This window comes from Pantoea sp. ACRSB (assembly GCF_022346905.1).
GTDB lineage: Bacteria > Pseudomonadota > Gammaproteobacteria > Enterobacterales > Enterobacteriaceae > Pantoea > Pantoea piersonii.
This window is the reverse complement of the sequence record NZ_JAKRNL010000002.1, coordinates 627,770-651,907: the sequence shown is the minus strand read 5'-3', so window position 1 is coordinate 651,907 and position 24,138 is coordinate 627,770. Positions and strand designations below refer to the sequence as shown.

Annotated in this window: 30 protein-coding genes and 1 tRNA gene; 22 read left to right on the top strand and 9 right to left on the bottom strand. The window is 52.5% G+C overall.

Annotated elements, in window-relative coordinates; all coding sequences use genetic code 11:
• The first annotated feature begins 40 nt into the window (after positions 1–40).
• From MHZ89_RS09395 to MHZ89_RS09305, 19 genes are all read left to right on the top strand, one after another.
• Entirely contained in the window at positions 41–286 is a 246-nt protein-coding gene (locus MHZ89_RS09395) for a hypothetical protein (protein ID WP_311782770.1), read from the top strand.
• Positions 286–678 carry a hypothetical protein gene (locus MHZ89_RS09390; RefSeq protein ID WP_311782769.1) on the top strand — a complete coding sequence of 131 codons (393 nt, stop codon included), beginning with the start codon at positions 286–288 and terminating at the stop codon, positions 676–678. Before MHZ89_RS09395 ends, MHZ89_RS09390 begins: the two co-directional genes overlap by 1 nt.
• Before the next feature lies 1 nt (position 679).
• Positions 680–1,324, top strand: coding sequence for a hypothetical protein (locus MHZ89_RS09385; RefSeq protein WP_311782768.1), 645 nt, complete (start codon positions 680–682; stop codon positions 1,322–1,324).
• A gap of 1 nt (position 1,325) precedes the next feature.
• Positions 1,326–2,147, top strand: coding sequence for a hypothetical protein (locus MHZ89_RS09380; RefSeq protein WP_311782767.1), 822 nt, complete (start codon positions 1,326–1,328; stop codon positions 2,145–2,147).
• Between the two features lie 3 nt (positions 2,148–2,150).
• On the top strand, positions 2,151–2,354 hold the full coding sequence (locus tag MHZ89_RS09375; protein WP_311782766.1) for a hypothetical protein: 204 nt from the start codon (positions 2,151–2,153) through the stop codon (positions 2,352–2,354).
• A 59-nt stretch (positions 2,355–2,413) separates the two neighbouring features.
• Complete coding sequence (locus MHZ89_RS09370) at positions 2,414–3,970, top strand: phage tail protein (protein ID WP_311782765.1); 1,557 nt, start codon at positions 2,414–2,416, stop codon at positions 3,968–3,970.
• A 44-nt stretch (positions 3,971–4,014) separates the two neighbouring features.
• Positions 4,015–4,446 (top strand): hypothetical protein, encoded by a 432-nt coding sequence (locus MHZ89_RS09365; protein ID WP_311782764.1) that lies wholly within the window; start codon positions 4,015–4,017, stop codon positions 4,444–4,446.
• Positions 4,447–4,455: 9 nt separating this feature from the next.
• Positions 4,456–4,830 carry a hypothetical protein gene (locus tag MHZ89_RS09360; RefSeq protein ID WP_311782763.1) on the top strand — a complete coding sequence of 125 codons (375 nt, stop codon included), beginning with the start codon at positions 4,456–4,458 and terminating at the stop codon, positions 4,828–4,830.
• A gap of 178 nt (positions 4,831–5,008) precedes the next feature.
• Positions 5,009–5,449 carry a hypothetical protein gene (locus MHZ89_RS09355; protein WP_311782762.1) on the top strand — a complete coding sequence of 147 codons (441 nt, stop codon included), beginning with the start codon at positions 5,009–5,011 and terminating at the stop codon, positions 5,447–5,449.
• 437 nt (positions 5,450–5,886) lie between these two features.
• Positions 5,887–6,237 (top strand): hypothetical protein, encoded by a 351-nt coding sequence (locus tag MHZ89_RS09350; protein WP_311782761.1) that lies wholly within the window; start codon positions 5,887–5,889, stop codon positions 6,235–6,237.
• 64 nt (positions 6,238–6,301) lie between these two features.
• The gene (locus tag MHZ89_RS09345; RefSeq protein ID WP_311782760.1) at positions 6,302–8,614 is read left to right on the top strand and encodes a hypothetical protein; all 2,313 of its coding nucleotides are present in this window, start codon (positions 6,302–6,304) and stop codon (positions 8,612–8,614) included.
• A 10-nt stretch (positions 8,615–8,624) separates the two neighbouring features.
• A complete protein-coding gene (locus tag MHZ89_RS09340; RefSeq protein ID WP_311782759.1) occupies positions 8,625–9,614 on the top strand; it encodes a hypothetical protein in 990 nt (329 codons plus the stop codon).
• Positions 9,524–10,732: a type IV secretion protein Rhs gene (locus MHZ89_RS09335; protein ID WP_311782758.1), complete on the top strand. Its 1,209-nt coding sequence runs from the start codon at positions 9,524–9,526 to the stop codon at positions 10,730–10,732. The genes MHZ89_RS09340 and MHZ89_RS09335 overlap by 91 nt, the downstream gene beginning before the upstream one ends.
• Positions 10,729–11,334, top strand: a complete 606-nt coding sequence (locus tag MHZ89_RS09330) for a phage baseplate assembly protein V (protein ID WP_311782757.1) — start codon at positions 10,729–10,731, stop codon at positions 11,332–11,334. The genes MHZ89_RS09335 and MHZ89_RS09330 overlap by 4 nt, the downstream gene beginning before the upstream one ends.
• A 10-nt stretch (positions 11,335–11,344) precedes the next feature.
• A complete protein-coding gene (locus MHZ89_RS09325) occupies positions 11,345–11,710 on the top strand; it encodes a phage tail protein (RefSeq protein WP_311782756.1) in 366 nt (121 codons plus the stop codon).
• A 4-nt stretch (positions 11,711–11,714) separates the two neighbouring features.
• Positions 11,715–12,842, top strand: coding sequence for a baseplate J/gp47 family protein (locus tag MHZ89_RS09320; RefSeq protein ID WP_311782755.1), 1,128 nt, complete (start codon positions 11,715–11,717; stop codon positions 12,840–12,842).
• A gap of 1 nt (position 12,843) precedes the next feature.
• Positions 12,844–13,506, top strand: a complete 663-nt coding sequence (locus tag MHZ89_RS09315) for a hypothetical protein (protein WP_311782754.1) — start codon at positions 12,844–12,846, stop codon at positions 13,504–13,506.
• Positions 13,507–13,533: 27 nt separating this feature from the next.
• Positions 13,534–15,225 carry a phage tail protein gene (locus MHZ89_RS09310; protein WP_311782753.1) on the top strand — a complete coding sequence of 564 codons (1,692 nt, stop codon included), beginning with the start codon at positions 13,534–13,536 and terminating at the stop codon, positions 15,223–15,225.
• Positions 15,225–15,629 (top strand): tail fiber assembly protein, encoded by a 405-nt coding sequence (locus MHZ89_RS09305; protein ID WP_311782752.1) that lies wholly within the window; start codon positions 15,225–15,227, stop codon positions 15,627–15,629. The genes MHZ89_RS09310 and MHZ89_RS09305 overlap by 1 nt, the downstream gene beginning before the upstream one ends.
• A gap of 36 nt (positions 15,630–15,665) precedes the next feature.
• Here MHZ89_RS09305 and MHZ89_RS09300 read toward each other — a convergent pair whose 3' ends face one another.
• Positions 15,666–17,102, bottom strand: coding sequence for a hypothetical protein (locus MHZ89_RS09300; RefSeq protein WP_311782751.1), 1,437 nt, complete (start codon positions 17,100–17,102; stop codon positions 15,666–15,668).
• A gap of 335 nt (positions 17,103–17,437) precedes the next feature.
• On the opposite strand from MHZ89_RS09300, the gene MHZ89_RS09295 reads away from it, so the two are divergent.
• Together MHZ89_RS09295 and MHZ89_RS09290 are read left to right on the top strand one after the other, a co-directional pair.
• Positions 17,438–17,602: a hypothetical protein gene (locus tag MHZ89_RS09295; protein ID WP_311782750.1), complete on the top strand. Its 165-nt coding sequence runs from the start codon at positions 17,438–17,440 to the stop codon at positions 17,600–17,602.
• Positions 17,599–17,910, top strand: a complete 312-nt coding sequence (locus tag MHZ89_RS09290) for a phage repressor protein (protein WP_311782749.1) — start codon at positions 17,599–17,601, stop codon at positions 17,908–17,910. The genes MHZ89_RS09295 and MHZ89_RS09290 overlap by 4 nt, the downstream gene beginning before the upstream one ends.
• Before the next feature lie 221 nt (positions 17,911–18,131).
• Here MHZ89_RS09290 and MHZ89_RS09285 read toward each other — a convergent pair whose 3' ends face one another.
• Both MHZ89_RS09285 and MHZ89_RS09280 read right to left on the bottom strand, forming a co-directional pair.
• The gene (locus tag MHZ89_RS09285; protein ID WP_311782748.1) at positions 18,132–19,289 is read right to left on the bottom strand and encodes a tyrosine-type recombinase/integrase; all 1,158 of its coding nucleotides are present in this window, start codon (positions 19,287–19,289) and stop codon (positions 18,132–18,134) included.
• Between the two features lie 162 nt (positions 19,290–19,451).
• A tRNA-Arg gene (locus MHZ89_RS09280) sits at positions 19,452–19,526 on the bottom strand.
• A gap of 196 nt (positions 19,527–19,722) precedes the next feature.
• On the opposite strand from MHZ89_RS09280, the gene MHZ89_RS09275 reads away from it, so the two are divergent.
• The gene (locus tag MHZ89_RS09275) at positions 19,723–20,892 is read left to right on the top strand and encodes a site-specific integrase (protein WP_311782747.1); all 1,170 of its coding nucleotides are present in this window, start codon (positions 19,723–19,725) and stop codon (positions 20,890–20,892) included.
• 212 nt (positions 20,893–21,104) lie between these two features.
• On the opposite strand, the gene MHZ89_RS09265 is transcribed toward MHZ89_RS09275, so the two are convergent.
• From MHZ89_RS09265 to MHZ89_RS09240, 6 genes are read right to left on the bottom strand one after another with little or no spacing between them, the layout of a single operon-like run.
• Entirely contained in the window at positions 21,105–21,449 is a 345-nt protein-coding gene (locus tag MHZ89_RS09265) for a hypothetical protein (protein ID WP_311782745.1), read from the bottom strand.
• Complete coding sequence (locus MHZ89_RS09260; RefSeq protein ID WP_311783019.1) at positions 21,449–21,739, bottom strand: antitoxin PHD; 291 nt, start codon at positions 21,737–21,739, stop codon at positions 21,449–21,451. Before MHZ89_RS09260 ends, MHZ89_RS09265 begins: the two co-directional genes overlap by 1 nt.
• Positions 21,740–21,794: 55 nt before the next feature.
• Entirely contained in the window at positions 21,795–22,025 is a 231-nt protein-coding gene (locus tag MHZ89_RS09255; RefSeq protein ID WP_311782744.1) for a hypothetical protein, read from the bottom strand.
• Positions 22,022–22,645 (bottom strand): hypothetical protein, encoded by a 624-nt coding sequence (locus tag MHZ89_RS09250; protein ID WP_311782743.1) that lies wholly within the window; start codon positions 22,643–22,645, stop codon positions 22,022–22,024. Before MHZ89_RS09250 ends, MHZ89_RS09255 begins: the two co-directional genes overlap by 4 nt.
• Positions 22,638–23,696: a hypothetical protein gene (locus tag MHZ89_RS09245; RefSeq protein WP_311782742.1), complete on the bottom strand. Its 1,059-nt coding sequence runs from the start codon at positions 23,694–23,696 to the stop codon at positions 22,638–22,640. The genes MHZ89_RS09250 and MHZ89_RS09245 overlap by 8 nt, the downstream gene beginning before the upstream one ends.
• Positions 23,689–24,132 (bottom strand): hypothetical protein, encoded by a 444-nt coding sequence (locus MHZ89_RS09240; RefSeq protein WP_311782741.1) that lies wholly within the window; start codon positions 24,130–24,132, stop codon positions 23,689–23,691. Before MHZ89_RS09240 ends, MHZ89_RS09245 begins: the two co-directional genes overlap by 8 nt.
• Positions 24,133–24,138: the final 6 nt, after the last annotated feature.

Below are 24,138 nucleotides of genomic sequence, written 5' to 3'. Positions count from 1 at the left end.
AACCCGCCGGGAGACCGGCGGCTGCAATCCGGAGATAAACATGGCTAAGAAAGCTGACGGAACCGAAGACAACACCCCTGAAGTCATTACCGATGGCAGTGAAGTCACGACTGCCACTAACGCCGAATCTGGTGCAGACGTGCAGAATGCATCATCCGTTGCGTTTGTAACGATGGTGCGTGATCCGGAAGTTCATCCGGCACCACACACCGCTCAGGTACATCCTGAGGAAGTGAAAAACTACTACTCAGGTGGCTGGGCGGTAAAACAGGAAGAGGCTGAATAATGCTGACTGCCGGTCAACTTGTGGATGTGCGCCGATTTATGGGCTATCCAATGCAGGGTGATATTCCTGCCACGGATACCAGCGATATGGCTTACGGCTGGGTATCCTCAGGTGCCTGGCAGACGCTTTATCACCGCCTTACAACGTTAAGTGCTGAGGAAGAGGCCGTGGTGGTGAACTATGTCACCACGTTAAAAACGCTAGAGTCAGCAATTACCGGCGCTGGCGACAACCTCGACACAGATCAGGCTGCGGTGTGGAAGCGAAACGCAAATGAAGTTCGTGACCGCACAAGGCTGTTCAATCAGTGGCGGCGAGAGCTATGTGGATTCATCGGTATTGCTCCGGGGCCCGCCCTCGGTAACGGCACCACGGCAATAATCAGAGGCTGAAATGGACGCTGCAAAGCTGAGGGCAAAGGTTTACATCGGCTACGGAAAGGCGGCAAAGCGCATCGGGTATGAAGCACAGCAGTACCGGGCGACCAGCGCAATGGATCCTCTCGGAACAGAACCGCTGCAAACCCTGCCAGTTTCCTTCACCACTAACTTCACCTATAGCGCTCCAAACAAATACGGACAGGCTACCTGGCTTGGGGTGTTTGACGGGCGTGAGTTTATGCCGGGTGATTTTCTGGTGTCGCCGCAGGACGGAACGTTCTTCGTAGCGGCAATGCAGACTACACTACCGATCTACTGTGTTCAGACCAACCGCACCATCAATGTGTTGAGGACAACCCAGCAGCCCGGCAGCGGCGGCGTGCAGGGCTATGGTGGCACCACAGCAGCAAATGAAGTTGCGATCATGTCAGGCTGGCCTGCCAGCGTCCTGCAGGGCACTAAAGGGGAGAAAAGCCCGGTCAACCTGCCAGCGGATGCTAAAACCCCGTGGTATGCAGTTCTGTTTCCTGGTTTCGGCGACATCGTGCTGCGTACCAGCGACATCATTACCGACGACATAGGCCGCCGCTACGTAATTTCCAGCGCTGAACTCACTGACATGGGCTGGCGTGTAACCGCAATGCAGGCTCTGGTGTGATATGGCTGATTCATCTGACGTAAGCAACACGCTGGCCGGGATGATAGCCGCCGCGGCTTATCCTAATGGCACATCACAGGCGAGCATTTCTGGCTCTGTCATCAAGATTTACCCGGGCTGGCCAGTGCCGAACGTGCTTCAGCAGGATATTAACGCAGGCGGCGTGCACATCTCCCTCTGGGCGCTTCCCGCCGAGCGGAAGATAGGCAGTGAGCTTGGCAGGCCGTATCGCGTGGTTGAGAAGGGCGAACCGCCAATGGTCGCCACGGTTAACGGTCTGACCGTCACGCTTTCCGGTGCGGCATCCGTGCCGACAAACGTTTATCTATTGATTGACGGTACGGGCTATCACTACCCGGTGCAGAGCGGCGACACGCTAACCACCGTCGCAACTGCGCTGGCTAACCAAATACCTGGCGCGACGAGCAGCGGGGCGATCATCACCCTTGAAAGCGGTAATTCAATTACTGCAAGAACCGGCGGCGTAGGCACAGCAGTGCGCGAGCTGCGCCGACAGGCTAAGGACTTTCAGGTAACTGTCTGGGCACCCACGCCTGCCATGCGTGCGCTGGTGGGTTCGGCAGTTGACCAGATGCTATCGGAAAGCAGCAACATTTCCCTGGGTGACGGTGCACCGGCTTTACTGCTCTACGCTCGACAGTTTGATACGGACGCCAGCGAAAACTACCTGATTTACCGGCGAGACCTGATTTATACGGTTAATTACGCCACCACCCAAACCATAGCAGCGCCGCAGGTTATCGCGCCGGTCATGCACCTTACCGACGCCTCCGGCAACGTAATTAAAACCATCCTGGAGTAATTCATGGCTGACACTGACGGCACACAGGCTGAGACCTCCGCAGCTACGACCACCACTGCTGCAAAACCGGCATCGCCTGGCTACATCCTCGTTGTCCGCATCGCCTTTGCTGATTATCAGATCGGTGAGGAAATCACAGACAACGCGAAGATCAAAGAAATTCTGAGCGGCGACCAGGCTGTTTACGTTATCAAACGCGCCGCCTGAGCCTTCCTTAGCTATACCACTACCCGCCTGACTGGCGGGTTTTTTATTTGGAGAAAAACATGCCGGTCTATCAAGCGGGCAGTTTGAATACAACGGCGCTTTCGGCTCCTGACCTGTATGTGCAGGTTGTAGCGCCGAAAACGCGATACATCAATGGTGTGGCGACAGATGGCCTCGGCATCGTCGGTATTGGCAGCTGGGGGCCGGTCAACAGCGCATTTCTGATTGGTTCTGATACTGACCAGGCGCTGTATGTTGGATCGCCGCAGGTGCGTAAATACGACCTCTCAACAGCTGTTTCAATCTCGTTGCAGCTGGGCGCATCTAATCTTTACTGCGTACGTGTCACTGATGGCACAGACATGGCGGCTAGCGTTGCGCTGAAAGACATTGCCAGTACACCCGCAACCGGCATGACACTGACTGCCATCTACACAGGCACTCGCGGCAATACCATTCAGGCTGCCATTACCGCAGGCACTGCAGTTAATTCGTACAAACTGACAATTAACCTGCCTGGCCAGAGCGCTGAAGTCTTCGACAACATCACTGGTACCGGCGCTACGTTGTGGCAAAACATCGTCAATGCGGTTAATAACGGGCAAACCAGCGTCCGTGGCGCAAGCCAGCTGGCCGTGGCAAACGTGGGTGGGAGTGTCGCGCAACCTGACGTGACTAAAACCTACACTATGGCTGGCGGTACCGATGGCGTTGCCACAATCACCGATTCAACGCTGCTCGGAACAGACGGCACCAGCACCACGCGTAAGGGCATGTACGCGCTGCGCGGGACCAATTCGCAGGTGATTAACCTGGTTGATCTGACCGACAGCAGCGCATGGCCGACAATGGCTACTTTTGCCGCCTCTGAAGGTGCCTATGCAATCAGCCAGGGCGCGGCGGGCAGTACGTATTCCGCGCTGAGCACGCTGTTGAACAATGCTGGCGTTGACGACTGGCACTTTAAGGCAATCGTAGGTGACTGGCCTTACTGGAAAGACACCGTCAACGGCATTAACCGCATGATTGCACCGGCCACGTTTGAGGCAGCAAATATTGCGTCCCGTTCACCGCATATTTCCACGCTGAATAAGCGCATCAGCAACGTTATCGCCACGCAGCGTCAGCTGGCCAACCAGCCGTACTCGATTTCCGAAATCGGGGCCATCAACTCGGCCCGCCTGGACGTCATTACCAACCCGTGTCCGGGTGGCAATTACTTTGGTATGCGCTCCGGCCGCAACAGCAGCTCGGTGCAGAGCCAGAACGACGATACCTACACGCGCATGACCAACTACCTGTCGCTGACTATTGCAGCGAGTTTTGGTGATGTGGTGGGGCAGAACCATACCGCTGAGCTGCGGCGCGAGACGAAAAGCACCATCGAATCGTTCCTCTCTAACCTTGAGCTGCAGGGGATGATCGGCGACCCGAACGGCGGCCCGGCGTTCTCGGTGAAGATCGACGCGTCGAACAACCCTGATTCGCAGGTCGCGCTGGGCTACATGGTTGCCGATGTACAGGTGAAATATCTCAATGTGGTGCGCTACTTCCTGGTGAATCTGGAAGGCGGCGGTAGCGTGACGGTTTCCGTGTCGAATAACGCCACCAGTTAACCTTTCTGGCCTCGCTGGCGCGGGGCTTTCTCTGGAGAAAAAACATGCCGCAACTTGGCTACACAGTAGGCCGCGACGTCGCGGTCGATATCACTACGCCTACCGGAAAACTGCGCATCCCAAAAATCATGACGTTCGATGCAAAGCCGCAGGTTTCCAACCAGAAAATCACGCCGCTGAACGGCGTCAGCGACGAACTGCAAATTCCGACTGGATGGAACGGCACTATCACCGCAGAGCGCATGGATGGCACGCTGGACGACTTCTGGGCGCAGTGGGAAGACAACTATTTTAACGGCATCGACCAGCAGCGCGGGACCATCACTGAGAGCATTACCGAATCGGACGGCACCGTAAGCGTCTACCGCTATGAAGGCGTATCGTTCCACCTTACCGACGCCGGTAACAAGCAAGGCGAGAAGACCGTCAACCAGACGCTGTCCTTTACCGCTAATCGTCGCAAAAAAGTAAATTAAGGGAAATAAATGGCTCAGGTAACAGTGCACGAAAACAAACAGTCGGCAGCGGCGGAAACCAATGTTCAGACCAACCAGGTTAAGGATGCCAAAGGCCGCCTGATCACCATGCGGGAACTCGATCCGGTGCAAGAGTCACGCCTTACCGTGGCAGTCGGCCCGGAAATGGCAATGAACGTGATGTATATGAATCTGTATGCATTCCCGGTTGCAGCCGTGGCGGAAATTGATGGTGACGAATATCCTGTCCCCCAGAATGCGAAACAGGTTGAAACCATGCTCGCTATTCTCGGCAAGTCAGGGCTTAAGGCCGTATCCTCCTGGCTGCGCGAGCAGTCACAGCAAGAAGAGGATGATGTCACGGAAGCCGCAGCAAAAAACTAGCGCAGAACCCCGAATTTATTAACCAGTGCTGGCTGATGAAATCCGGGGTTCCTTTCAGCGTGATTTTTCCGGGGCTAAACGAGCTGATGACCCATGAGCGCATCGCTATGGGTGTCGTGCTTCGTGAGTTCGAGGGCGGGCGTTATAACTGGAATACCGGGACCTGGGAGGAGGTGAAATGATGGATCTTGATATGTTTGCAAGGGAGATATCGCTAGCCTCCGCCAAAATTGCCACCGAGGTGGAGCTGGGTTTCCATGTAATCGTCAAAGAGATAGAAGAAACGGCAAAAGAAGAGCTGGGTGTTTACCAGCCAGCCGTTGGCCCTTTTGAGGCCTGGTCGCCTCTAACTGAATCCACAAAGGCTGATCGGGCCCGCGCAGGTTATGCCGAGGACGAGCCGCTACTACGCTCTGGTGGCCTTCGTGAATCTATTGAGAGTGAAGTGACAGGCTTGGCAGCCATTGTTGGGACTAAAAGCGAGATCGGTTTATGGCTGGAAGTTGGTACCGACCGTATCCCGCCGAGGCCCTTCATCGGACCGGCATATGTACGCAAGATTGATCCTTTGATGGAGTCGATTGGTCTGGCAATTTCACGAGGCTTTAAAGCATTTTAATGGCCGTGTAGGCTGTTCCAGTTGACAGCTTAAAAGAAACGTATAATCTCTTTTTTCTGCTTTACGAAAGAGCAACCGAATTATGCATCTCTGCGAGTTCGAGTCTCCACGTAATGGCTTCCTTAGATCCCACGTTAACAGTTTTGGCAGGATTTGCTGCCTACAAATTGATAAAAAGCTTCATCAAATCGAAAAAAACTAAACGTCTGGAAAATAAGGAGTTCTCTATGAAAGAAACCAAAACTAACTCACATAGCAGTTTTATAAAAACCACTGGTTACAATGCATTATGTGGGGTTCTAGGGAATGTCATTTACGAAATTGGAAAAGAGATGCCTGCTTAAATCTAACCCACCACTAGGTGGGTTTTTTCTTGCTTTCATTTGCAGCGTGCTCCCGCTAGGATTTCCTTCATCAGCTAAACAGAAAGGATCTCCATGAAAAGTTTATTAGCAATCGGTTTGTTGGCTTTCTCTATCACAGCCTCAGCAGCGCAGATGTTTAAATGTAGCCTCACACATAACATTGATAGCGTGGATGCAGATCCAAAGGTTGAGATAATCAGCCGTGATGCTGCTGTATTAGATATGGGCAAAACATTCACGTTCTCAACAGATGGCAAAAACAAAATTACCAGCCCAGAACTGCAACCAGTAAAAGCAGAAGACGGCGAGACGGTATTGGCCGCTAAACGTAACAACCTACTCTTTGTAAAACTAAAAAATTCATATGTCCTTCGAAATGAAAAAGAGGGGTATGTTTTCGGTGAGTGCGCTCCAGACAAGTAGAATGCTAAGAATCATCTAACCCAGCTCCGGCTGGGTTTTTTTATATCTGCAAAACGAGGTTTCTATGGACGTTCAGGCTTACCGCGTAGCCGTGCGCCTCGCGCTTGATGACCAGATTACGCGAAATATGATGCAGGTTAGCCGCGATGCTATCGAACTAAACAAAAAGTTCGTTGAGATGGCAAAGAACATAAAAGCGGTCACCAGTGCAGCCAAAGAAGCCAGTGCAGCAATTCGGTCCTTGAACAACTCATTAAGCAATCAGTTTTCTGGAGCGGTGCGCGGAGCAGGCGAGTATGTCAACGCAATGCGTTCTGCTGCTGACCATGCGGTTCGTGCAAGTAACGCAACCAGAAACCTACCAGCGCTAGCCGGTGGCTACGGAGCAGCAATCGCGCTCCCTGCTTTGGCGGCCGGAGCTGCAACCTCAAGAGGCGGAGGAGGAGCGGGTTACGGTAGCACAGGCGGAATGCTGGCTTTGCCATCACCCTCAGGGTCAGGGAAAAGCTGGAATGGCTGGAACGACGGGGTGCCTCCAGGTGGGTGGGGCGGCGGCAGCTCAGGAGGCGGCAATGACGGTGCAAGTGGTGGGCGCAGCGGCAGTGATGGTGGCAGGCGTGGCTCACATTCTGACGGCATGACTAATCTTGCAACTGGCTACTTCGGGTTCAAGATGCTGGATGGCTTTGTTGATGAGGCTGCCAAATACCAAACTATGACCGAGAAGTTTAATCAGTACGGCATGGGTGAGGCTGCCCGGAAAGATGCGGAGAGCTTCGCTCAAACCACCAAAATTCTCGGCACCTCGACCACTGACATGCTGAAGTATTTCACTGAAGCGCAGGGTGTATTCCGCGAATCAGGTGCTTCAACCCTTGATGAACAATTGCGTGCAGCCAAAATGGCTGCGCCGGTTCTGGCGCGTATCAACTTCGCGTCTCAAGGCCTTGATGAGCACGCCAAAGAGATGACTACTGCTAAGCAGATGGATATGCTCCGCTTTGTTGAGACAGCTGGCGGTCTGAAAAGCCCTCAGCGTTTTAATGAATTGATGGATGCTGGGTTCAAGGCGATACAGTCGTCAGGTGGCAACGTCGACTTCACTCAGTATCGTCAGTTTATGGCAAAAGCGGGTACGTCAGCTTTCAATCTGAGCAACAAGGCGCTGTTTGCTGAACTTGAGCCAATTATCGGTGAGTTGAAGGGTAGCTCAGCAGGGGATGCGCTGATGACCTCATACAATCGTCTTAACGGTATTGTTAAGTTGCCGAACCAAGTAACTCACGACCTTATGAAGATGGGGGTATGGGATGCCCGCAAGATCGAACTAAACAATATGGGTGGCGTGAAGCGCTTCCTTGGGAATCCTCTCATTAACTCGCAGCTGTTCAGCCAGTCACCGGTTGAATACTATGAGAAAATGATTCTCCCCATTTACCGCAAAAACAATTACACGGAAGACCAGATCCAGCGCGAGAACGCCCTGATATTTGGTCGCACCGGCGGCAAGATGTTCAACCTCATCGACAAGCAGTTAACGACAATTCACCATTCCGTAGAGTCATATGGAATGGCGCGCGATCTTAACAATGCATACGGCGCGGTTGGCAGTACATATAACGGTAAGGTAGTAGACTTCCAGAAAAAATGGGAAAACCTGCAGTTGGTTATGGGTAAAGACGGTGGGCTGCTGGATACCTTCACTAAAGGGCTGGATAGCCTGACCACTACCATGCAACGCATGACTGAAATAGCTCATAAAAACCCGGAACTGGCGAAGTTCGTTGGGCAGGCTGCACTTGCTGTTACTGGACTTGCGGCGGTTAGCGGAGGCTTTTGGATTATCAAGCACGCTGCTGGTGCGCTGTATTCTCCGCTCAAGCTTGCGGGATGGGGTATCGACTTGTTGATTGGTCGTAGCGCAACCACAGGACTGACTGGCTTAGCAGGAGCGCTAGGCGGGCTGCCAGCTTTGATCGGCGCAGTGATTGCTGCAGCGCTCTATCCAACAAGCACTGCCTCGCAGAGTCAGGAAAATGCTGAAAAGGCTCGCTGGGGAGAGATGAACTCAGCAGATCATGGTGTTGCTTACAAGCCGTGGTCTCCGAGCCAGGCTGACTTCGACAATCAGCGTGCGCGTGAACAGACCTACCGTAAAACCGGTAAGTATCCATCTATCCCGCCAGTCCAGAATAATAGCTCCAGCCAGCCTGTGAATTTAATGATGACGCATGAAGGCCGACAGGTCCTTGTAGCAACGGTAGTGAATGGCATGGGTAAGCAGGCAAATAAAGCGCCATCATCGACCAGCGCATTCGATTCATCAATGCTGATGACCTACCCAGGACAGGTAAGCAAACTCTCAACCCAACAATAACGGAGTATCCATGTCGTTTATCAGCGCCCTGAATAACTTCGCGCAGGGTTTAGATCCGACTGCAACGCGCCTCAGGCTCGGTGACTTCGAGTTTCTCGACTTTGAAGTTCCTGAGCGTATCGCCATCCCCGGCCGTCAAAAAACGGTGCTGCACCAGATGGTCGGCGGAAAACGCGTTATTGATGTGCTGGGCGTCGAATATGACCCGCTGACGTGGTCTGGCGTCATCACTGGCTCGCAGTCTGGTGATCGTGTTAAGGCGCTGGAGCAGATGCGCGACGCTGGCGAGACACTGACACTTACGCTCGACGAGTACAGCTTTAAGGTGGTGATCACCAGCTTTGTGCCTGTTTATGAATTCATTTACCGCAGGCCGTACAGCATCGAAGTGGCGATTGTTGCTAACAATGCCTCTCCGCTAAAAGTTGATGCACTCACTGGCGCGCTACAGGGGCTTTTAAACAGCGATGTAGGGCAGGCGCTTGGCTTGTCGGATACCATCAACGTTTCCTCCGTTACAAGTGCTGTAACCACCGTGCAGAGCGCGGTTACACAGGTAACTGACTTTGCTCACGCTACGGTAGAACAGGTGCAATCGGTGGTTCGGCCAATTATCGCCGCGCAGACACTGGTGCAGCAGCAAATTACCCAGTTGGAGTCGGCAGCAAATGACATCACCACGCTAGGCGGGCTGGTGCCGGGCAACCCTATATCCAAAACCGTCAGTAATCTGCTGATCCAGGCAGATCAGAGCACACGCATCCCGGCGCTTTACAGCTTGCAGAACGTGCTGGGGCGCCTGAATAAAAACGTCAGCTCCGGTCAGACGGCGGACGGCGTGCGAACGGTAACGCTTTCCGGCGGAAATCTTTACCAGGTTGCCTCAGATCAGTACGGTGACGCCTCGCTGTGGAGCAGCATCGCTTCCGTAAATGGTCTGTCCGATCCACAGCTGAGCGGTATCAATACACTGACCATTCCATCAAACCCTACGAGTTAGCCATGGACGTTAACAACGCGATAATCGAATCCAGCGCCCGCCATATCAGCGGGCGTTGTCTTTTGAACGGTACTGAGGTGCCATTTGTTTCGTTCAGCGTGGAAAGCAACTCGTTTCGTGGCGCGTCTACGTTTGACCTGGTGCTGGCTACTTCCTCTCTGCCAGCCACTATGCAGATGCTGAACTGGTGGGCGGCGCAGACCACAATCCGCGTGGAACTGTCCGCTTCAATAATCACGAAATCTGGGGCCAACGAAAAAAGGCTTATCACCGGCAATATCGATAACTGGCATTACGACCCGGCTCGCTTCGAGATAACGGCGGACGGGCGCGACTTTACAGCTCTGCTGATTGACGCCAAATCGGCTGGTGAGAGCTTCAAGAATTATACCAGTTCGCAGATTGCGACGATGCTGGCGCAACGGCACGGCCTGACGCCGGTTGTCACGACAACCACGCAGCGCTTCGGCGAGTTTTACCAGATTGACTCTGCACACCTCACCGGCGAACAGACCGAATGGGACTTAATCACCACGCTTGCTGGTATCGAAAACTATTCTGTGTACGTTGATGGCGACTCGCTGCATTTCGAACCGGTAACTCAGCCTGGTGACGCTGATAATTACGTTATCCGCTGGCAGCCTCCCGGCTCGCTGGCGTACCCGCAATGCAACGCCTCTGACGATTTATCTTTCTCGCGCGCGCTGACGATTTCCAAGGGGGTGACGGTAGAGGTTCTGAGTTGGAACGCGAAACGCAAAAATAAACAGTTTGTCGCTTCTTATCCGAAGAACGCCAAAGGCACGACACCGGGTAACGCCACGGCAAAAACGCAGGTGTACCGCGTTATCCGCAACGGTCTGACGCCAGAATCGGCGACAGCGCTGGCGCAGACCATTTACCGCCAGGTGGTGCAGCACGAAATGAAATTCAGCGGCTCTACTGCTGGCGACAATCTGCTGACGCCGCAGACGCTAGTGCGCATTGAAGGCACGCAAAGCCCCTTTGACCAGCTTTACTACTGTGACAGCGTCAGGCGCACGCTTAGCTGGGATAACGGCTACACGATGAGCATATCAGGGAAGAACCACAGTCCTGCGCTGGAGGTGAGTGAGTGAAAGCATTACTGAATGCGATGGCGGCAACGTCGCGGCAGGCAACCGCTGGCGAAAGCGGTACGCGGCAAGGTGTTATTACTGCATACGATCCGAACACGTATGCCGTGAAAGTGCAGTTGCAGCCAACCGGCGAGGAAACTGGCTGGATACCGCTCAGCACGCCCTGGGCGGGAAATGGCTGGGGCATGGCCGCCGGTCCGATGGTCGGCGCAGTGGTAGAAGTAGAGTTCGATTCCGGCCTGATGGGTGCAGGCATGGCGGCGGGGCAGTTTTATAATGACGAAGACCGCTGCCCAGGGCCGCCGTCAGGCGAGTTTTGGTTGATTCATAATAGCGGCTCACTGCTGAAATTCCTCAACAATGGCGAAGTGCTGCTGAGTGCAAAGGCGAAGCTTACCTATGACGCGCCAGCGCATCATTTTACCGGCGGTGACGTGCTGATGGACAATAACCTCGTCGTGGTGAAGCAAATCAGTGATAACAACGGCAGCTACGGAACAGTTCAGCAAATCCGCGTTACCTACAACGGCCATAACCACCCCGAAAACGGCACCGGCGGCGGTACGACCAGCCAGCCTAACCAGCAACTGACCTCTTCTTAGCGGACAACCTATGTACGACATTCATCACTATGTAGGCGGTGACCTGAGCACCTCGCCTGCGGGCGACCTCCGCCCGGTTTCCGGGACGGAGCGCGGCAGGCAGCGGATACTTCGTCGGCTTATGACCAATCCGGGCGAATACGTCTTTCACCCCGATTACGGGGCCGGGCTGGGCCAGAAAGTCGGCCAGAACGTCAACCTGAACGAATGGAAAACGCTTATCAGTGGGCAAATGCTGCTTGAGGACGCGGTGGCGGCCAGCCCGCCGCCGACAGTAGCGCTGTCACTTATAGAGGGCGGCGTCAGCGTGGCGGTAGCATACACCGACGCTTCTACCGGTACGCCGGAAACACTCAGCTTTGACGTAACGAGGTAACTCAGTGGCATCACTCAATATTAAAACATTCGCTACGTTGGTCAGTGACCAGGTCACAGCAATGCAGGCAAAAGCTGCCGGGCTTGTTGATCTGGCAATCGGTAGTATCTTGCGCTCACTGGCAGAGTCAAACGCTGGCGTGGCAATGTGGATACAGCAGCTTATAGTGAATCTTCTGGTCACCACCCGCGCGGCGACCTGTTCCGGGGATGATCTTGACAGCTGGATGGCAGATTTCAGCTTTCCCCGTCTCTCAGCGGTGCAGGCCACGGGACAGGTGACCTTCAGCCGCTTTACGGCAACCAACCAGGCGCTGATCCCGGTAGGTTCGGTGGTGACCACTACAGACGGCACGCAAACCTATGCGGTCATCGGCGACACGACCAGCTCGGCCTACGATGCGACTCAGGCTGGCTACGTCATCGGTGCGGGAGTGAGCTCACTTACCGTTCCGGCGCAAGCAAATATCGCTGGGGCGGCAGGGAATGCGCAGGCCGGTACAGTCACGGTCATTTCTGGAAGCATTCAGTACGTCGATACCGTAACCAACAGCACCACGTTTGCCAGCGGCGAGGATGCCGAGTCTGACGATGCTTTCCGGGCACGCTTCGTGCTGTGGATTGCGTCCCTGTCGAAGGCAACGAAGGCGGCTATTGGCTACGCTCTGAGTAGCATGCAAAGCGGCGTCACCTATACGCTGACCGAAAATTATGCCTACAACGGGACCGCACAGCCTGGGTATTTTTACGCAGTGGTGGACGACGGCAGCGGAACGCCTTCATCTACCTTTCTCGGTCAGGCCTATGCCGCTATTGATGCGGTTCGCGGATTTACGGTGTCGTTTGGGGTGTTCCCGCCTTCCATCGTGACGGCAAATGTAGCCCTGGTCATCACAACGGACGCATCCGGTAATCACTCCGATATCGTGTCGCTCGTGCAGGCCGCCATTCATAAATACATCGCCAGTCTGTCACTTGGCCAGTTGCTGGCTTATACCCAACTGGTGAAAGTGGCCTACGGGGCCAGCCCGCTGGTCACTAACGTTACGGCCCTTACGCTTAACTCTGGTACCGCTGACCTTGCTGCCTCGGCCAAACAGGTCATCCGCGCTGGCACGATTTCGGTGAGCTGATATGGCAATGGGCGATCAGAACGATATTTATACGCGCCTGAAGGGTTTACTGCCGCCGACGTGGTTTGGCGACGACAGCCCTTTACTTGACGGCGCACTGACAGCCTGCGCGAATGCGCTGGCATGGTGCTACTCCCTCTACCTCTACGCTAAAACGCAGACTCGCATATCAACCGCAACGGGCGGCTGGCTGGATATTGCCGCCTATGACTTCTTTGGTACCAGCCTGCTCCGACCCTCCGGAATGAGTGACGACCTCTTCCGTAATCAGATGAAGATAAACCTGTTTCGGGAGCGCGGTACCCGGCAGGCCATCATCGACATACTGGAAGAGCTGACAGGCAACACGCCGAGCGTGTTTGAGCCGCAGCGGCCGCTAGATACTGGTTCATATGGCGGGCCGATGATCGGCTATGGCGTGGCGGGAGGCTACGGGTCAGTGATGATCCCTTACCAGGCTTTTGTCATCGCCTACCGTCCAAAAGGCACAGGAATACCTTATGTTGCGGGTTACCAGACAACCCCGGCGGGCTACAGCAGCCCGTCGCGAGGGCAGTACGTTTCACAGGATATGGTTACCGGAACAGTCACGGATGCACAGGTCTACGAAGCCGTCGCGGCAGTGAAAATGGAAGGCACTATTGTGTGGGTAAAACTGCAGTAGCGTATTAACACAGCAAACAATATCAATATGGCTGCCCATCTGGCGGCCTTTTTTATGGGACAAACTATGGATCGTCAGATTGTATATCCGGGCGCCATTCCGCTCGAAACCGACCTGCTCAATACCAACAAATACGCCATGATGGGGCTGGCAAAACTTGCCGCTGCCATGATGGGCTCGAATACTTATCTGCATGGTCTGGCTTGCACTCCGTCATCACCGGCATCGATGATAATTAACGTCGCCAAAGGGCAGATTTACAGCCTGCAGAACGTTGACGGTACCGCTTATTCCTCGCTTGCTGCGGATACGACCAATACCATTCTTAAACAGGGGGTAATCCTCAATTCAACAGCGTTCACCCTGACGGCGCCGACAACCGCAGGGCAGAGTATCAACTACCTGATTCAGGTGGCCTACAACGATGTCGACTCAGGTGCGACTGTACTGCCTTATTACAATGCAGCTAATCCATCTGTAGCATACAGCGGCCCCAACAATGCTGGCACTGCACAAAATACGGTACGCTCTGGCGTTTGTACCGTGGCGCTTAAAGCGGGTGTTGCCGCAACTACCGGAACCCAAGCAACGCCTGTAGCAGACACCGGATACACCGCTGCGTGGGTAATTACCGTAGCGCAGGGCGCAACATCTGTAACTGCAGCCAACATAGCAGTAGCGCCGAACGCACCTTTTCTGCCAGCAACTGGTATTTTTTCTGCCATACAACAGGGAAGCATGACCTTTGCTGCAGACACCGGAGCTGCAAACACTTATGCAGCGTCATTTATTCCAAATCTGCCTGCGCCAGTGGACGGCATGCGTTTGACGTTCAAAGCTAAAACAGCCAATACCGGGCCGAGCACCTTTGCGGCAAACGGAGGGACTGCGTACCCTCTTTACTCGCATGCTAATCAGGCATTGCAGGGTGGAGAGATCATTTCTAATGGGCTGGTTGAGGTTGAATGGAATAGCTCCCTGACGGCATGGGTGCTTTGCGGCAACAGTGGTGGTGCACTTCCTGTTGCCCCGGCAACACAGGATAATCATGCTCTTCAGTTAGCGCAGGCTACTGGGCGCCTGCTGAATGTTCAGGTTTTTTATACCTCAGGAACCTATACAGCAACCATCGGCACCAAGAAAGTCATTGTTGAAATGGTTGGTGGTGGCGGTGGAAGCGCTGGCTCTCGCGCGGCAGATACGGGCAATATCTCAGTTGGTGGGGCCGGTGGTGCTGGCTCGTATGCAAAAGGTCAGTTCACCCAGAATTTTAATGGCGTTCAGGTTGTTGTTGGCTCCAAGGGTGCTGGCGGGACGACTACTGGACCCTACGCAACAATCGGCGGGACATCATCGTTCGGCAGTTTGCTTTCCGCTGCTGGAGGTTCATCAGGCCAGCCGGCAGGTCCTACAAACAGTTTTCCTTTTTCAACGGTAGCGGCTGTGGTCTCTTCCGGCGCAACTGGCGCAAATATTGTTGGCACTCCCGGTCAGGCAGCGTCAGCCTCTATTGTTGTCAGCGCATCTGTGGTAGTAGAAAGCCCTGGTGGTTCTTCACAATTTGGTGCTGGCGGATTCATTACTGCATTTAACTCAAAAGGAGTTAATGGTTCTGGATATGGGGCCGGAGGTGGTCCATCTAAAGTAAATGGTGGGAATGCTGCTGTTGCTGGCGGTGATGGTTCGCAGGGTCTTGTTATTGTTTGGGAGTATGCATAATGAAATCGTGGGCAATAATTAAGGATGGAGTGGTAATCAACACCTTTTTATGGGATGGAGAAGGTGTCTATCAACATGAAGAGGGAACCACGCTGGTTGAATATGATGATAGCAATATTGCGGGGCCAGGCTATCTCTATGATGGAAAGTCATTTTCACGACCACCTTTAACAGATGAAGAGCAGGCTATCATTGATAAGCAGAATATCGAATCTGTTAGCGCCATGAAACAGCGCCTAATAGATGAAGCCACGCTGAATATTTCGATTCTTCAGGATGCAGTTGACATGGAAATGGCCACGGATGACGAAAAAGCAAGTTTGAGCAGTTGGAAGAAATACAGAGTATTGCTTAACAGGGTTGACGCCTCGGGTAAAAACATCTCTTGGCCGAGTAAGCCTTGATAAGAATGGCAGGGTTAATCCTGCCATTTCTTAATTTCAATCTTTGATAAGCCGCAATCTATCAGTAACTTTGATAATAGTGCAGTCTTTGGAGCATGATTTACCGTCAGCACTTAAAACTGAGGCATCCGTGGCTGCATTACTGATCCTGAAGTTATATCCCATTTCCTTTCTTACAGAGTCAGCAAGTCCAGATATGGCCCATGCTATCTGTATTGATGGCGCGCCAATCTCATCATATTTAGTTGGAGAGAATACATTCCATTCAGGGTTGGATATATCGAACATCAAATATCCAGTATAATCTTTAGTTATCTTATCTTTTATGGCTGCTTTTAAAACTATTGATTCTTGGTCGTACTGCCTAACGAAATTTGTATATATAAAGCTAGCGCAGCTGAACACTGCATAGGCAGCGGCAACAGACATGGCTACACTTCTGATGTTAAACCTGTTCGTGAAACTTGCCATTCCGAACACCATGACAACTCCGATACAGAGCTCAAGGCTTACCAGAGAACGGTAAGATACCCAGCTCTCAGCGATTATAAGATTTGGCGAGAAGCTCCCAATGATAATCACTATTGCTAACGCTGCCTTCTTAAATCCATCATTCTGTAGGCCTACAAATATCAAAGAAATGATAAATAAAGCCAGTGACAGGTTAAAGTAAAGTGGCGAGTGAAAGATAGAGTAGTTTGAAATGGCATCGTGGAATGGTTTATCAAAAAACCAGGATGCCTTTTCCTCAATGGAATTAGCCAAAGCGCTTCTGGCGAAAGTTTCACCATATACAGCAGTCGGTATAAATTTTGAGAAAGCCAGTGAAGCAACCATTCCCAAAGCCATCATGATAGCATTCTTAGTGATCTTTTTATACTCAATAGAGTTGTTGTTAAGACAGTTGTCTATCAGCATAAAGAAAGAGAAAGCCATTCCTGTGGGCTGATATATGGCAAAAGCCACAGAAAGCAGAAAGAGAGAAATTAAAAACCCAGATACCGGTTTTAAATTTTTGCAATGATTTAGCGTCGAGTATGATGCTCCACAAAAAATAATAGAAGCGACATACGGGAAGCAAGTAGCCCAGGCACCAAAAAGAGATATCGAAGGCAGGCTGCAAAGTAGAACAGGGGTGGCCGCCCATGCCACCACTCCTCCAGGAAATGAAACTTTCTTTAAGAAGAAATATAGGTATCCACCCAATGCGGCTATGCTTATCACGGATAGCAGCCTGAACAAAGTAAAGTCTGATGTTGTTTCTATGAATTTTCCTGCTATATAGCGCATAGCGGCATATGCAGGCCTACCAGACATTACATCCCATTTTATAAAGTTTGTATGAGAAAGGTTCGCGGCGAAGTAAGTCGAGTAATCATCAGAGAATCCATAAGTGCTAATATAGGATGGGATATATGCCGCCAATATTGCAACCAAGATAAATATTAATGCCGATATATCTCTGGTTGACATGAGGTTTCTGAATTTCATTTTATATGAATATCCTAATAAAATAAGTTTATTATGAAGTCCGTTCATTCTTCGGCATATGATGTCACTGATCTTATGTAGCCTCAACAAAAACTCTAATAAGTGAACTGTAAAAACCACTCCATCAGCCTAAAACTTCAGCACCATCAGTAGCTTTACAATTCTTGCTCCCGATTTGCCTTGATCAAATTCACTGATCGATATTACTGTTCATGCATACAGTATTTATCAGGGGAGGATTTGTTATGCCGCGAAACTACGAGATACGGCCTGCATTTGTACAGGCGATATCACTGGACCGGCTGGGTAGGCAGATAGTGACAACCAGCGCGTTTCAGGCACAGCTGGAGGCGGTCAATCATCACTGGACGCTGGATCAGTGCAACGAGTATATCCTGCGCTATCAGTCGAATTTCCTTGAGATAGACGCTGTGAAGGAAAACAAGACGTGGGCGCTGCGCAACATGGGGTACGTGATGTGACAGCCTCATTTGAGCCGTACGCTACACATCATTCTGAGCCTGACTATGCCCATTTCACATCAAGCAGCTTCCGCATCGAAACGCAGGATGGCTTTGTCATCGTGGACAGCGCGGAACGGGCAAATCCTGGTGACGAGGTGGCGTTTCAGTACGATGGCTATCCGATGATTGGGATTTTGTTTTCTTCCGGGCTGATTACGCCAGACGGCGAAACGCTGGAAGGGGAGGTGATGGACAGGATTATCGTGCTGGGTAAAGTGACAGCTACGATTCTCGACGATGAGGACCCGTACCGGCCGACGATATGAATGGGGTGCTGAGTGTAGCTTGGGGCAGTACAGTATAGATGCCCGACAGGCTGCAGGCATGAAAAAGCCCGCTTTAAGCGGGCAATCATGAAGGCGTGTTACTTTATGGTTGTTTGTGCTGCTGTGTGCGAACGAATGTTATGATTTTGCGGAGAAGATTATAAGGTCCCGCTTCTAATATAGAGTAATCTCACAGCCGCAGAGCCAATGATTGCTAATCCTCAGCTAACCTTTCCATCTAAGTAGTCGGCCCACCATTGCATCATCTCGCGTCTCGTATCCATGTACTGCGCATGATTGTAGACGCCGCGAATATTGTTTTTGTCTACGTGCGCCAGTTGTCTCTCGATGGCATCTGATGACCAGCCATGCTCGTTGAGGATTGTGCTGAACTGATGCCGGAAGCCGTGACCGCTTGCCAGGCCTTCATATCCAATCTGACGAATGACAAGCAATACGGCGTTCTCGCTTATCGACTTGCTTTTATCGTTTCTACCGGCGAAAACGTATGGTGACACGGACGTTACTGGCTTCAACATCTGAAGTAAGTCATAAACCTGTTGAGACATGGGCACTACATGAGTGCGCTTCTTTTTCATCATCTCAGCGTCAATATTGATAACCCTGTTCTCAAAATCGACGTTTACCCATTGCATGCTCCGGAGTTCCTTCGTACGCATGGCGGTGTATTGCAGAACCTGTGTCGCAACCTTTGAAATGATGCTTCCAGAGTAACCGGCCAGTGCCTGGTTAAAGGCCGGTATCTGGTCAGCCGGAAGGAAAGGGAAGTTCTGTTTCCTGTAGCCTCGCATAGCATCAGCCAAATCTGGCGCAGGATTGTATTTTGCCCGACCGGTAACAACCGCATACCGGAAAACCTCACCGCAGCGGCGACGCGCCTTGTTAGCCCGCTCCATTGCCCCGCGATCTTCGAACCTTCTGAGCACCTTTAAAAGTGTCATCGGTTCAATCTCATCCATCGCCATCTTGCCTATATAAGGAAGTATGTCGGCTTCGAACATTCGCTGAAGCTCCACTGCATACCCCTCTGACCAGACAGGACGTTTGTGCTTGTACCACTCCTCATATATAGAGGAAAAAGTGTCAGGCGCCTTTTCTTGCTGGCGTTTCTTTGTTGCCGGGTTAAGCCCAATAGCGAGGTCTCGCTTTACCTCAAAAGCCATGTTTCTGGCATCGGCAGGGCCGATCTCCGGATACTTACCCACCGTGTGTATTTTTTCTTTCCCTTCGAACTGATACCGGAGCTGCCAGACCTTCTTGCCTGACGCCGGAATGTAGAGATAAAGCCCGTTGCCGTCAGCAATCCTGTACGGCTTATCCTTGGGCTTTGCTGCATCAATCTGCTTAATGGTGAGCATTGGGTAAAAATCCGGTGGGTAAAATACGTTTACCCAGAATTTACCCAGACAAAAGTCAGGCTGTCAACGGACGATGACGAACTGTGGCGAACGGTTGTTATTGATAAAGTCAGGTTTGACAGGGGTTTTGCGAACTGCTTCGGAGGGGTGCGAACTGCTAAATGGCGTCCCCTGCAGGAATCGAACCTGCAACTAGCCCTTAGGAGGGGCTCGTTATATCCATTTAACTAAGGGGACTTTGTTTCTAATCTTTCTTGCTTGTTCTCAGTTGTTCCTATCTTACCGTAAAACCTCAATTTTTAACAAGCTTTACGATTCGATGCGTTCTTGTTTGTTTCGTCTCGTTTCGGGTTGTAATCGCTTCGTTCACTTGCCTTTGCGTACACATTGAGTACAGAATGCGTCAGACCGGTGTGTACAGGATATAAAGACAGTGGCGCTTAGTGATACCAAACTCAGAAGCATTAACGGCAAACCTTACAGCGGCCCCGCTGAGGTAACTGATAGCGACGGGCTCAGCGCACGCATTACTCCCACTGGCACCATCTCCTTTCAGTTTCGGTTTCGATGGAACGGCAAGCCTGTACGCCTTACTGTAGGCCGTTACCCAGGAACCACACTCAAAGACGCCCGCGTCATCATCGGTGAGATGCGCGGATTGTACACGAAGGGCATCCACCCTAAAACCTACTTTGCCAGTAGTAAAGGTGAGCTGACGCTTCAGGAGTGCCTCGATCAGTGGTGGGAAAAGTACGTCGAGGGGCTGAAACAGAACACCCGCACTCTGTACAAATCCGTCGTGTACAACACCATGTACACAGAATTTAAAGATATGCCGGTGACCAATATTCCTGTTTCGCAATGGGTACTGTTCTTCGATAAGCAGGAAAAGCTGAATAAGAAAAAGGCGCGGGTTCTTTTGCTACAACTGCGGTCTGTCATCAACTGGTGCATCAGCCGGCAGCTGATTCCCTCATGCGAACTTACAAAGCTCAGCGTGAAAAACATCGGGAAAAAGCCCGATGTGGGTGATCGCGTGCTGACTTATACCGAGCTGGCAAAAATATGGCTAGCGCTTGAGAACAGCAAAATCGTCACCTCAAATCGCGTGCTTCATCAGCTGCTGTTGCTTTGGGGAGCCAGACTATCAGAACTGCGCCTGGCAAACGCATCAGAGTTCAATATGGACGACCTGATTTGGACCACTCCGTCCGCTCACTCCAAGATGGGAAACGTTATCCGGCGCCCAATCTTCAAACAGGTGAGGCCCTACATTGAGCAACTGCTTGCCACGAAAAACAGCGTGCTCTTTCCGGGGCAGGAACTGGATAAAGCGATAGATAGATCGTCAGCCAATCTCTATATGAAAAAGCTTCGAAGCGGAATTGAAATACCTGAATGGCGAACGCACGACTTTCGCCGCTCGCTGGTGACTAATCTATCCAGCGAAGGGGTTATGCCTCACGTTACGGAGAAGATGCTGGGGCATGAGCTGGGCGGGGTAATGGCGGTTTATAACAAGCACGACTGGTTAGAAGAGCAGCGTAAAGCCTACGAGCTCTACGCTGAAAAGATATTTTGGCATGTCAAACAGCTCGGGTAACACCGCCTGATTCTATCCATCGTTGCACTGCTTTACGGCTGTAGCGCGCGGGATGGGTAAGCACCGGCGATGGGAATCCATGGCATTTACGTAGCCGCCAAAGCGCGGTTCGAGCCTTGCCAATCTCCTGCATCACTTCCTTCTCGGTCATAAAATCTGAATTCATTATTTTCTCCACTCCTGCTGCAACAGGTTAAATCTGCGGTGACATGTCACGGCGTGATGTTTAATTTAGTCTCAATCCAGCCGCTGGTGGCCCAACATGCCGATTCGCCCTGGCACGGGCACGAACTGACCGGCAGGCGATCGCCACACTTCCCGCACTGGCGCTTTGCCAGCTCTGCAAGCTGCTGCTGTAGCTCCGCGTTATCTTTGCGGATGAGCATCGTGATGTACTCATTCAGCTCATACAGGGCGCGACCGGGGCGGCGTGCGACGCAGTTCTGCGCCAGCATATCGACTTCCTGACTATCCAGTTTCAGCTCCAGCTTCTTCTCACCGCTGGCAGACTGCCGCGCGCGCTGCGCGGCTTTGCGTTCGGCGGGGGATTTAGGCATCAGGCCCCCTCTCTGCAAATCGGGCATGAGTTTTCAGCCATCGAGTAAGGGAAGCTACTGTCTAACTCATCACACCATTGCAGATGCTCATAGCACCAGAACGGCTCCCATGGCATACGGTAATACTTCATCTGGCAGGTGATGAGGTATGGAACTGGCAAGGGTGGCAGTTCTTCGGGATAAAGCTTGTCATTCAACTCGCGTTCTGCCCGCGCCAGGAGGTTTTTAAGAGACTGGTTATCCCTTTCCAGCTCATCAACCCTGGCTTGCAAATCTGCCTTAGTCGGCATCACTCCACCTCCGGCGCTGCTGCCACCATGGCCTTATAAACCGCATCAACCTTGTTCATGCCTGCTGAGTCAAATGCCTTCTGACCTGCTGCCCACTGTGAAGGGAAAGCGATAATAGGCACGAGCTTCCAGCTAGCACCGGCTGCGGCGAGGTGGCGTTCAGAGCATCTACAGCCAGCAGAACATCCTGCGCGTATGCCGCGTTATGCCATTTCAGCTTCTCTGCGATTTGATTCAGACGCCCAATCAGCGCCTTTCTCTGCTCTTCCGTATATGCCTGCATCATTCACCCTCCATGCGCTTAAACTCGATCACCCACACCCACGGATTCACCTTGAACGACTGCTCTGGATAGATGCCGTCCCACAAATCGCGGAACCAGAGCCAAGGATCGATATTGCTGCCGTCTGCTGCGCGCTCTGCTGGATAGCCTTCGGCGCGCGCGTCATCGTTGCTCACTGATGCCAACCGCTCAACCCGAACGCCGGTTATCTCCAGCGTTATTCTGCTGGCCCAGCGCGGCATGTGGATGGATGGGCGCCAGCGGATGCCGCCTGTTGAATGCTCCCAGCCAGCTCGGAAGATTGCCGCTTCATGGCTGTCATCCGGGCAGATAACCTGCTGAACACCTTCACTGGCTGCATAGGCGGTGTGCGGAACGACAGAAAACGTCTCACGCACCCAGAGGCGATCGCCGGGCTGGCCGAACGGGCATTTGACATGCGAAAAATTACGATTGGTTTCTCGGTCATCGCTACCAGCACCAAACAGATACCCCTTCCATTCAAAGCCAGAGCGCTCTGTTAATTTCGGTTGCGGAGTTATGATCCGGCGCGTCTGCGTCTTGCTGCCGTTCAGTACGGCGCGCACCATGTCGGCGTTTAAGAGGATTGGGCGCTCACGCATGGCTGGCCTCCGACAATGACATCAACCAATTGCGAACCGCTCTGTATTCATTGTTACGAAACGAGCCAGCGGCATAGATAAAGGGTTGGCGCAGGTTGTGGCCGTTCTGGCTCAGGAAATCTTTGCATCCCTGCTCTGTGAAGCAGGCGGTGACAAACACATCGATCTCCTGCATTGCATAGCGGTCATAACCGCGAGTATCACGACCATTCCGATACAGCAATTCAAGACGCTTACCGCGCAGCTCATCTACTTCTTCGCCTTCCCATACCCAGACAATGCGGTCTGGTGAGTGATCATCGCTGCCAATAATCTCTCGTTTTTCGAACACGACAAACATCGGCTGATCGGTGATGCGGTTATCTTGGGTACGGATTAGTTCACCAATGACTTTCAGGTTTTCCGGTATGGCATCAGCCCGCACAGAGTTGAGGTAGCCGTCGGCGGCTGGCGCGCGCTTCGGTAGCAATGCTTTATGCGCGGCAAGCATTGCCCGTTCCGGCACGTCCTCATCCGCGTAAAAGATATCTAGCGCCTCCATCATTGATGCTAGCGAAGGCTCGCTATGAATCAGCGCATTCTCTGCCGCCAGCGCGTTAAGCTCTGCCGCAAGCTTATTCTTGTGCCTGATGGCCTCTTCGAATCCGCCGAGCAGCGCATCCAGCTTTTGCTGCAACTCATCACGCTGCGCCTCAGCCTGCGCAAACTTTTGGGCTGGCGTCAGCCCCTCAACACGCTGCATGGTGATAGTCAGCGGACCGATATCAGAATGGTTAAAAAGCAGCTCAAGATAATTTATGGCGCCTGATTGCCTGAATTGCTCTGCATAGGCTTCTGCCATTAGCTGGCAAACACCGCCGGAAAACTCGAAGCCAAACCCACCATCAGCGCGCGGCCCCGCGCCGTTAAGCCGCACCTCGCCAGCGAGGATTTCACCTAAATTCTTACCCTCAATGCGATCGGTGGGGATACCTTCAAAAGCATTAACGCATGCAGCAATACGGCGTGATGTTTCATCATGCGGCGTCATGTCTATCGTCTGCTTACTCATTATTACCATCCTTACCAGCGCTGGTGCGCAGCATGTCCATCTCCAGCTGCGAGATGAGGTTAATAACGTGAGATACGCCGGGCTGCTGGTGGTTGGTCATGGTCTGAACGTATTTGCGCGTCTGAACGACTGCTTCAGCCTGGAGAGCCTTAATCCACTCATTAGCAGCTGGCGTTACCATGGCGGCGTTTAGGTTGGCGACAAGGCTCATATGGTCGCCAGTAGCATTCAGCGCAGCGATCGCGTCCGGCATAATGCTGTTTATACGCAGCACTTCACCTGCCATCACACTGGCGCGCGCGTTTGCGACGTCGAGACGCGTAGCGAGCTCGCTTACCATCTTTGCCATGTCCATCAGGCCGGTATCAGCTGAGAGGTTTTTCGCAAAGGAATGACCAGCGGCAACAATTTCTTTATTCGATTTTGCGTGGAGCATGTTGGG

Coding starts and splice junctions, on each gene's coding strand:
- MHZ89_RS09395 (WP_311782770.1), top strand. CDS start 41: ATGGCTAAGAAAGCTGACGGAACCGAAGACAACACCCCTGAAGTCATT.
- MHZ89_RS09390 (WP_311782769.1), top strand. CDS start 286: ATGCTGACTGCCGGTCAACTTGTGGATGTGCGCCGATTTATGGGCTAT.
- MHZ89_RS09385 (WP_311782768.1), top strand. CDS start 680: ATGGACGCTGCAAAGCTGAGGGCAAAGGTTTACATCGGCTACGGAAAG.
- MHZ89_RS09380 (WP_311782767.1), top strand. CDS start 1,326: ATGGCTGATTCATCTGACGTAAGCAACACGCTGGCCGGGATGATAGCC.
- MHZ89_RS09375 (WP_311782766.1), top strand. CDS start 2,151: ATGGCTGACACTGACGGCACACAGGCTGAGACCTCCGCAGCTACGACC.
- MHZ89_RS09370 (WP_311782765.1), top strand. CDS start 2,414: ATGCCGGTCTATCAAGCGGGCAGTTTGAATACAACGGCGCTTTCGGCT.
- MHZ89_RS09365 (WP_311782764.1), top strand. CDS start 4,015: ATGCCGCAACTTGGCTACACAGTAGGCCGCGACGTCGCGGTCGATATC.
- MHZ89_RS09360 (WP_311782763.1), top strand. CDS start 4,456: ATGGCTCAGGTAACAGTGCACGAAAACAAACAGTCGGCAGCGGCGGAA.
- MHZ89_RS09355 (WP_311782762.1), top strand. CDS start 5,009: ATGATGGATCTTGATATGTTTGCAAGGGAGATATCGCTAGCCTCCGCC.
- MHZ89_RS09350 (WP_311782761.1), top strand. CDS start 5,887: ATGAAAAGTTTATTAGCAATCGGTTTGTTGGCTTTCTCTATCACAGCC.
- MHZ89_RS09345 (WP_311782760.1), top strand. CDS start 6,302: ATGGACGTTCAGGCTTACCGCGTAGCCGTGCGCCTCGCGCTTGATGAC.
- MHZ89_RS09340 (WP_311782759.1), top strand. CDS start 8,625: ATGTCGTTTATCAGCGCCCTGAATAACTTCGCGCAGGGTTTAGATCCG.
- MHZ89_RS09325 (WP_311782756.1), top strand. CDS start 11,345: ATGTACGACATTCATCACTATGTAGGCGGTGACCTGAGCACCTCGCCT.
- MHZ89_RS09315 (WP_311782754.1), top strand. CDS start 12,844: ATGGCAATGGGCGATCAGAACGATATTTATACGCGCCTGAAGGGTTTA.
- MHZ89_RS09310 (WP_311782753.1), top strand. CDS start 13,534: ATGGCTGCCCATCTGGCGGCCTTTTTTATGGGACAAACTATGGATCGT.
- MHZ89_RS09305 (WP_311782752.1), top strand. CDS start 15,225: ATGAAATCGTGGGCAATAATTAAGGATGGAGTGGTAATCAACACCTTT.
- MHZ89_RS09300 (WP_311782751.1), bottom strand. CDS start 17,102: ATGTCAACCAGAGATATATCGGCATTAATATTTATCTTGGTTGCAATA.
- MHZ89_RS09285 (WP_311782748.1), bottom strand. CDS start 19,289: ATGCTCACCATTAAGCAGATTGATGCAGCAAAGCCCAAGGATAAGCCG.
- MHZ89_RS09265 (WP_311782745.1), bottom strand. CDS start 21,449: ATGCCTAAATCCCCCGCCGAACGCAAAGCCGCGCAGCGCGCGCGGCAG.
- MHZ89_RS09260 (WP_311783019.1), bottom strand. CDS start 21,739: ATGCCGACTAAGGCAGATTTGCAAGCCAGGGTTGATGAGCTGGAAAGG.
- MHZ89_RS09255 (WP_311782744.1), bottom strand. CDS start 22,025: ATGATGCAGGCATATACGGAAGAGCAGAGAAAGGCGCTGATTGGGCGT.
- MHZ89_RS09250 (WP_311782743.1), bottom strand. CDS start 22,645: ATGCGTGAGCGCCCAATCCTCTTAAACGCCGACATGGTGCGCGCCGTA.
- MHZ89_RS09245 (WP_311782742.1), bottom strand. CDS start 23,696: ATGAGTAAGCAGACGATAGACATGACGCCGCATGATGAAACATCACGC.
- MHZ89_RS09240 (WP_311782741.1), bottom strand. CDS start 24,132: ATGCTCCACGCAAAATCGAATAAAGAAATTGTTGCCGCTGGTCATTCC.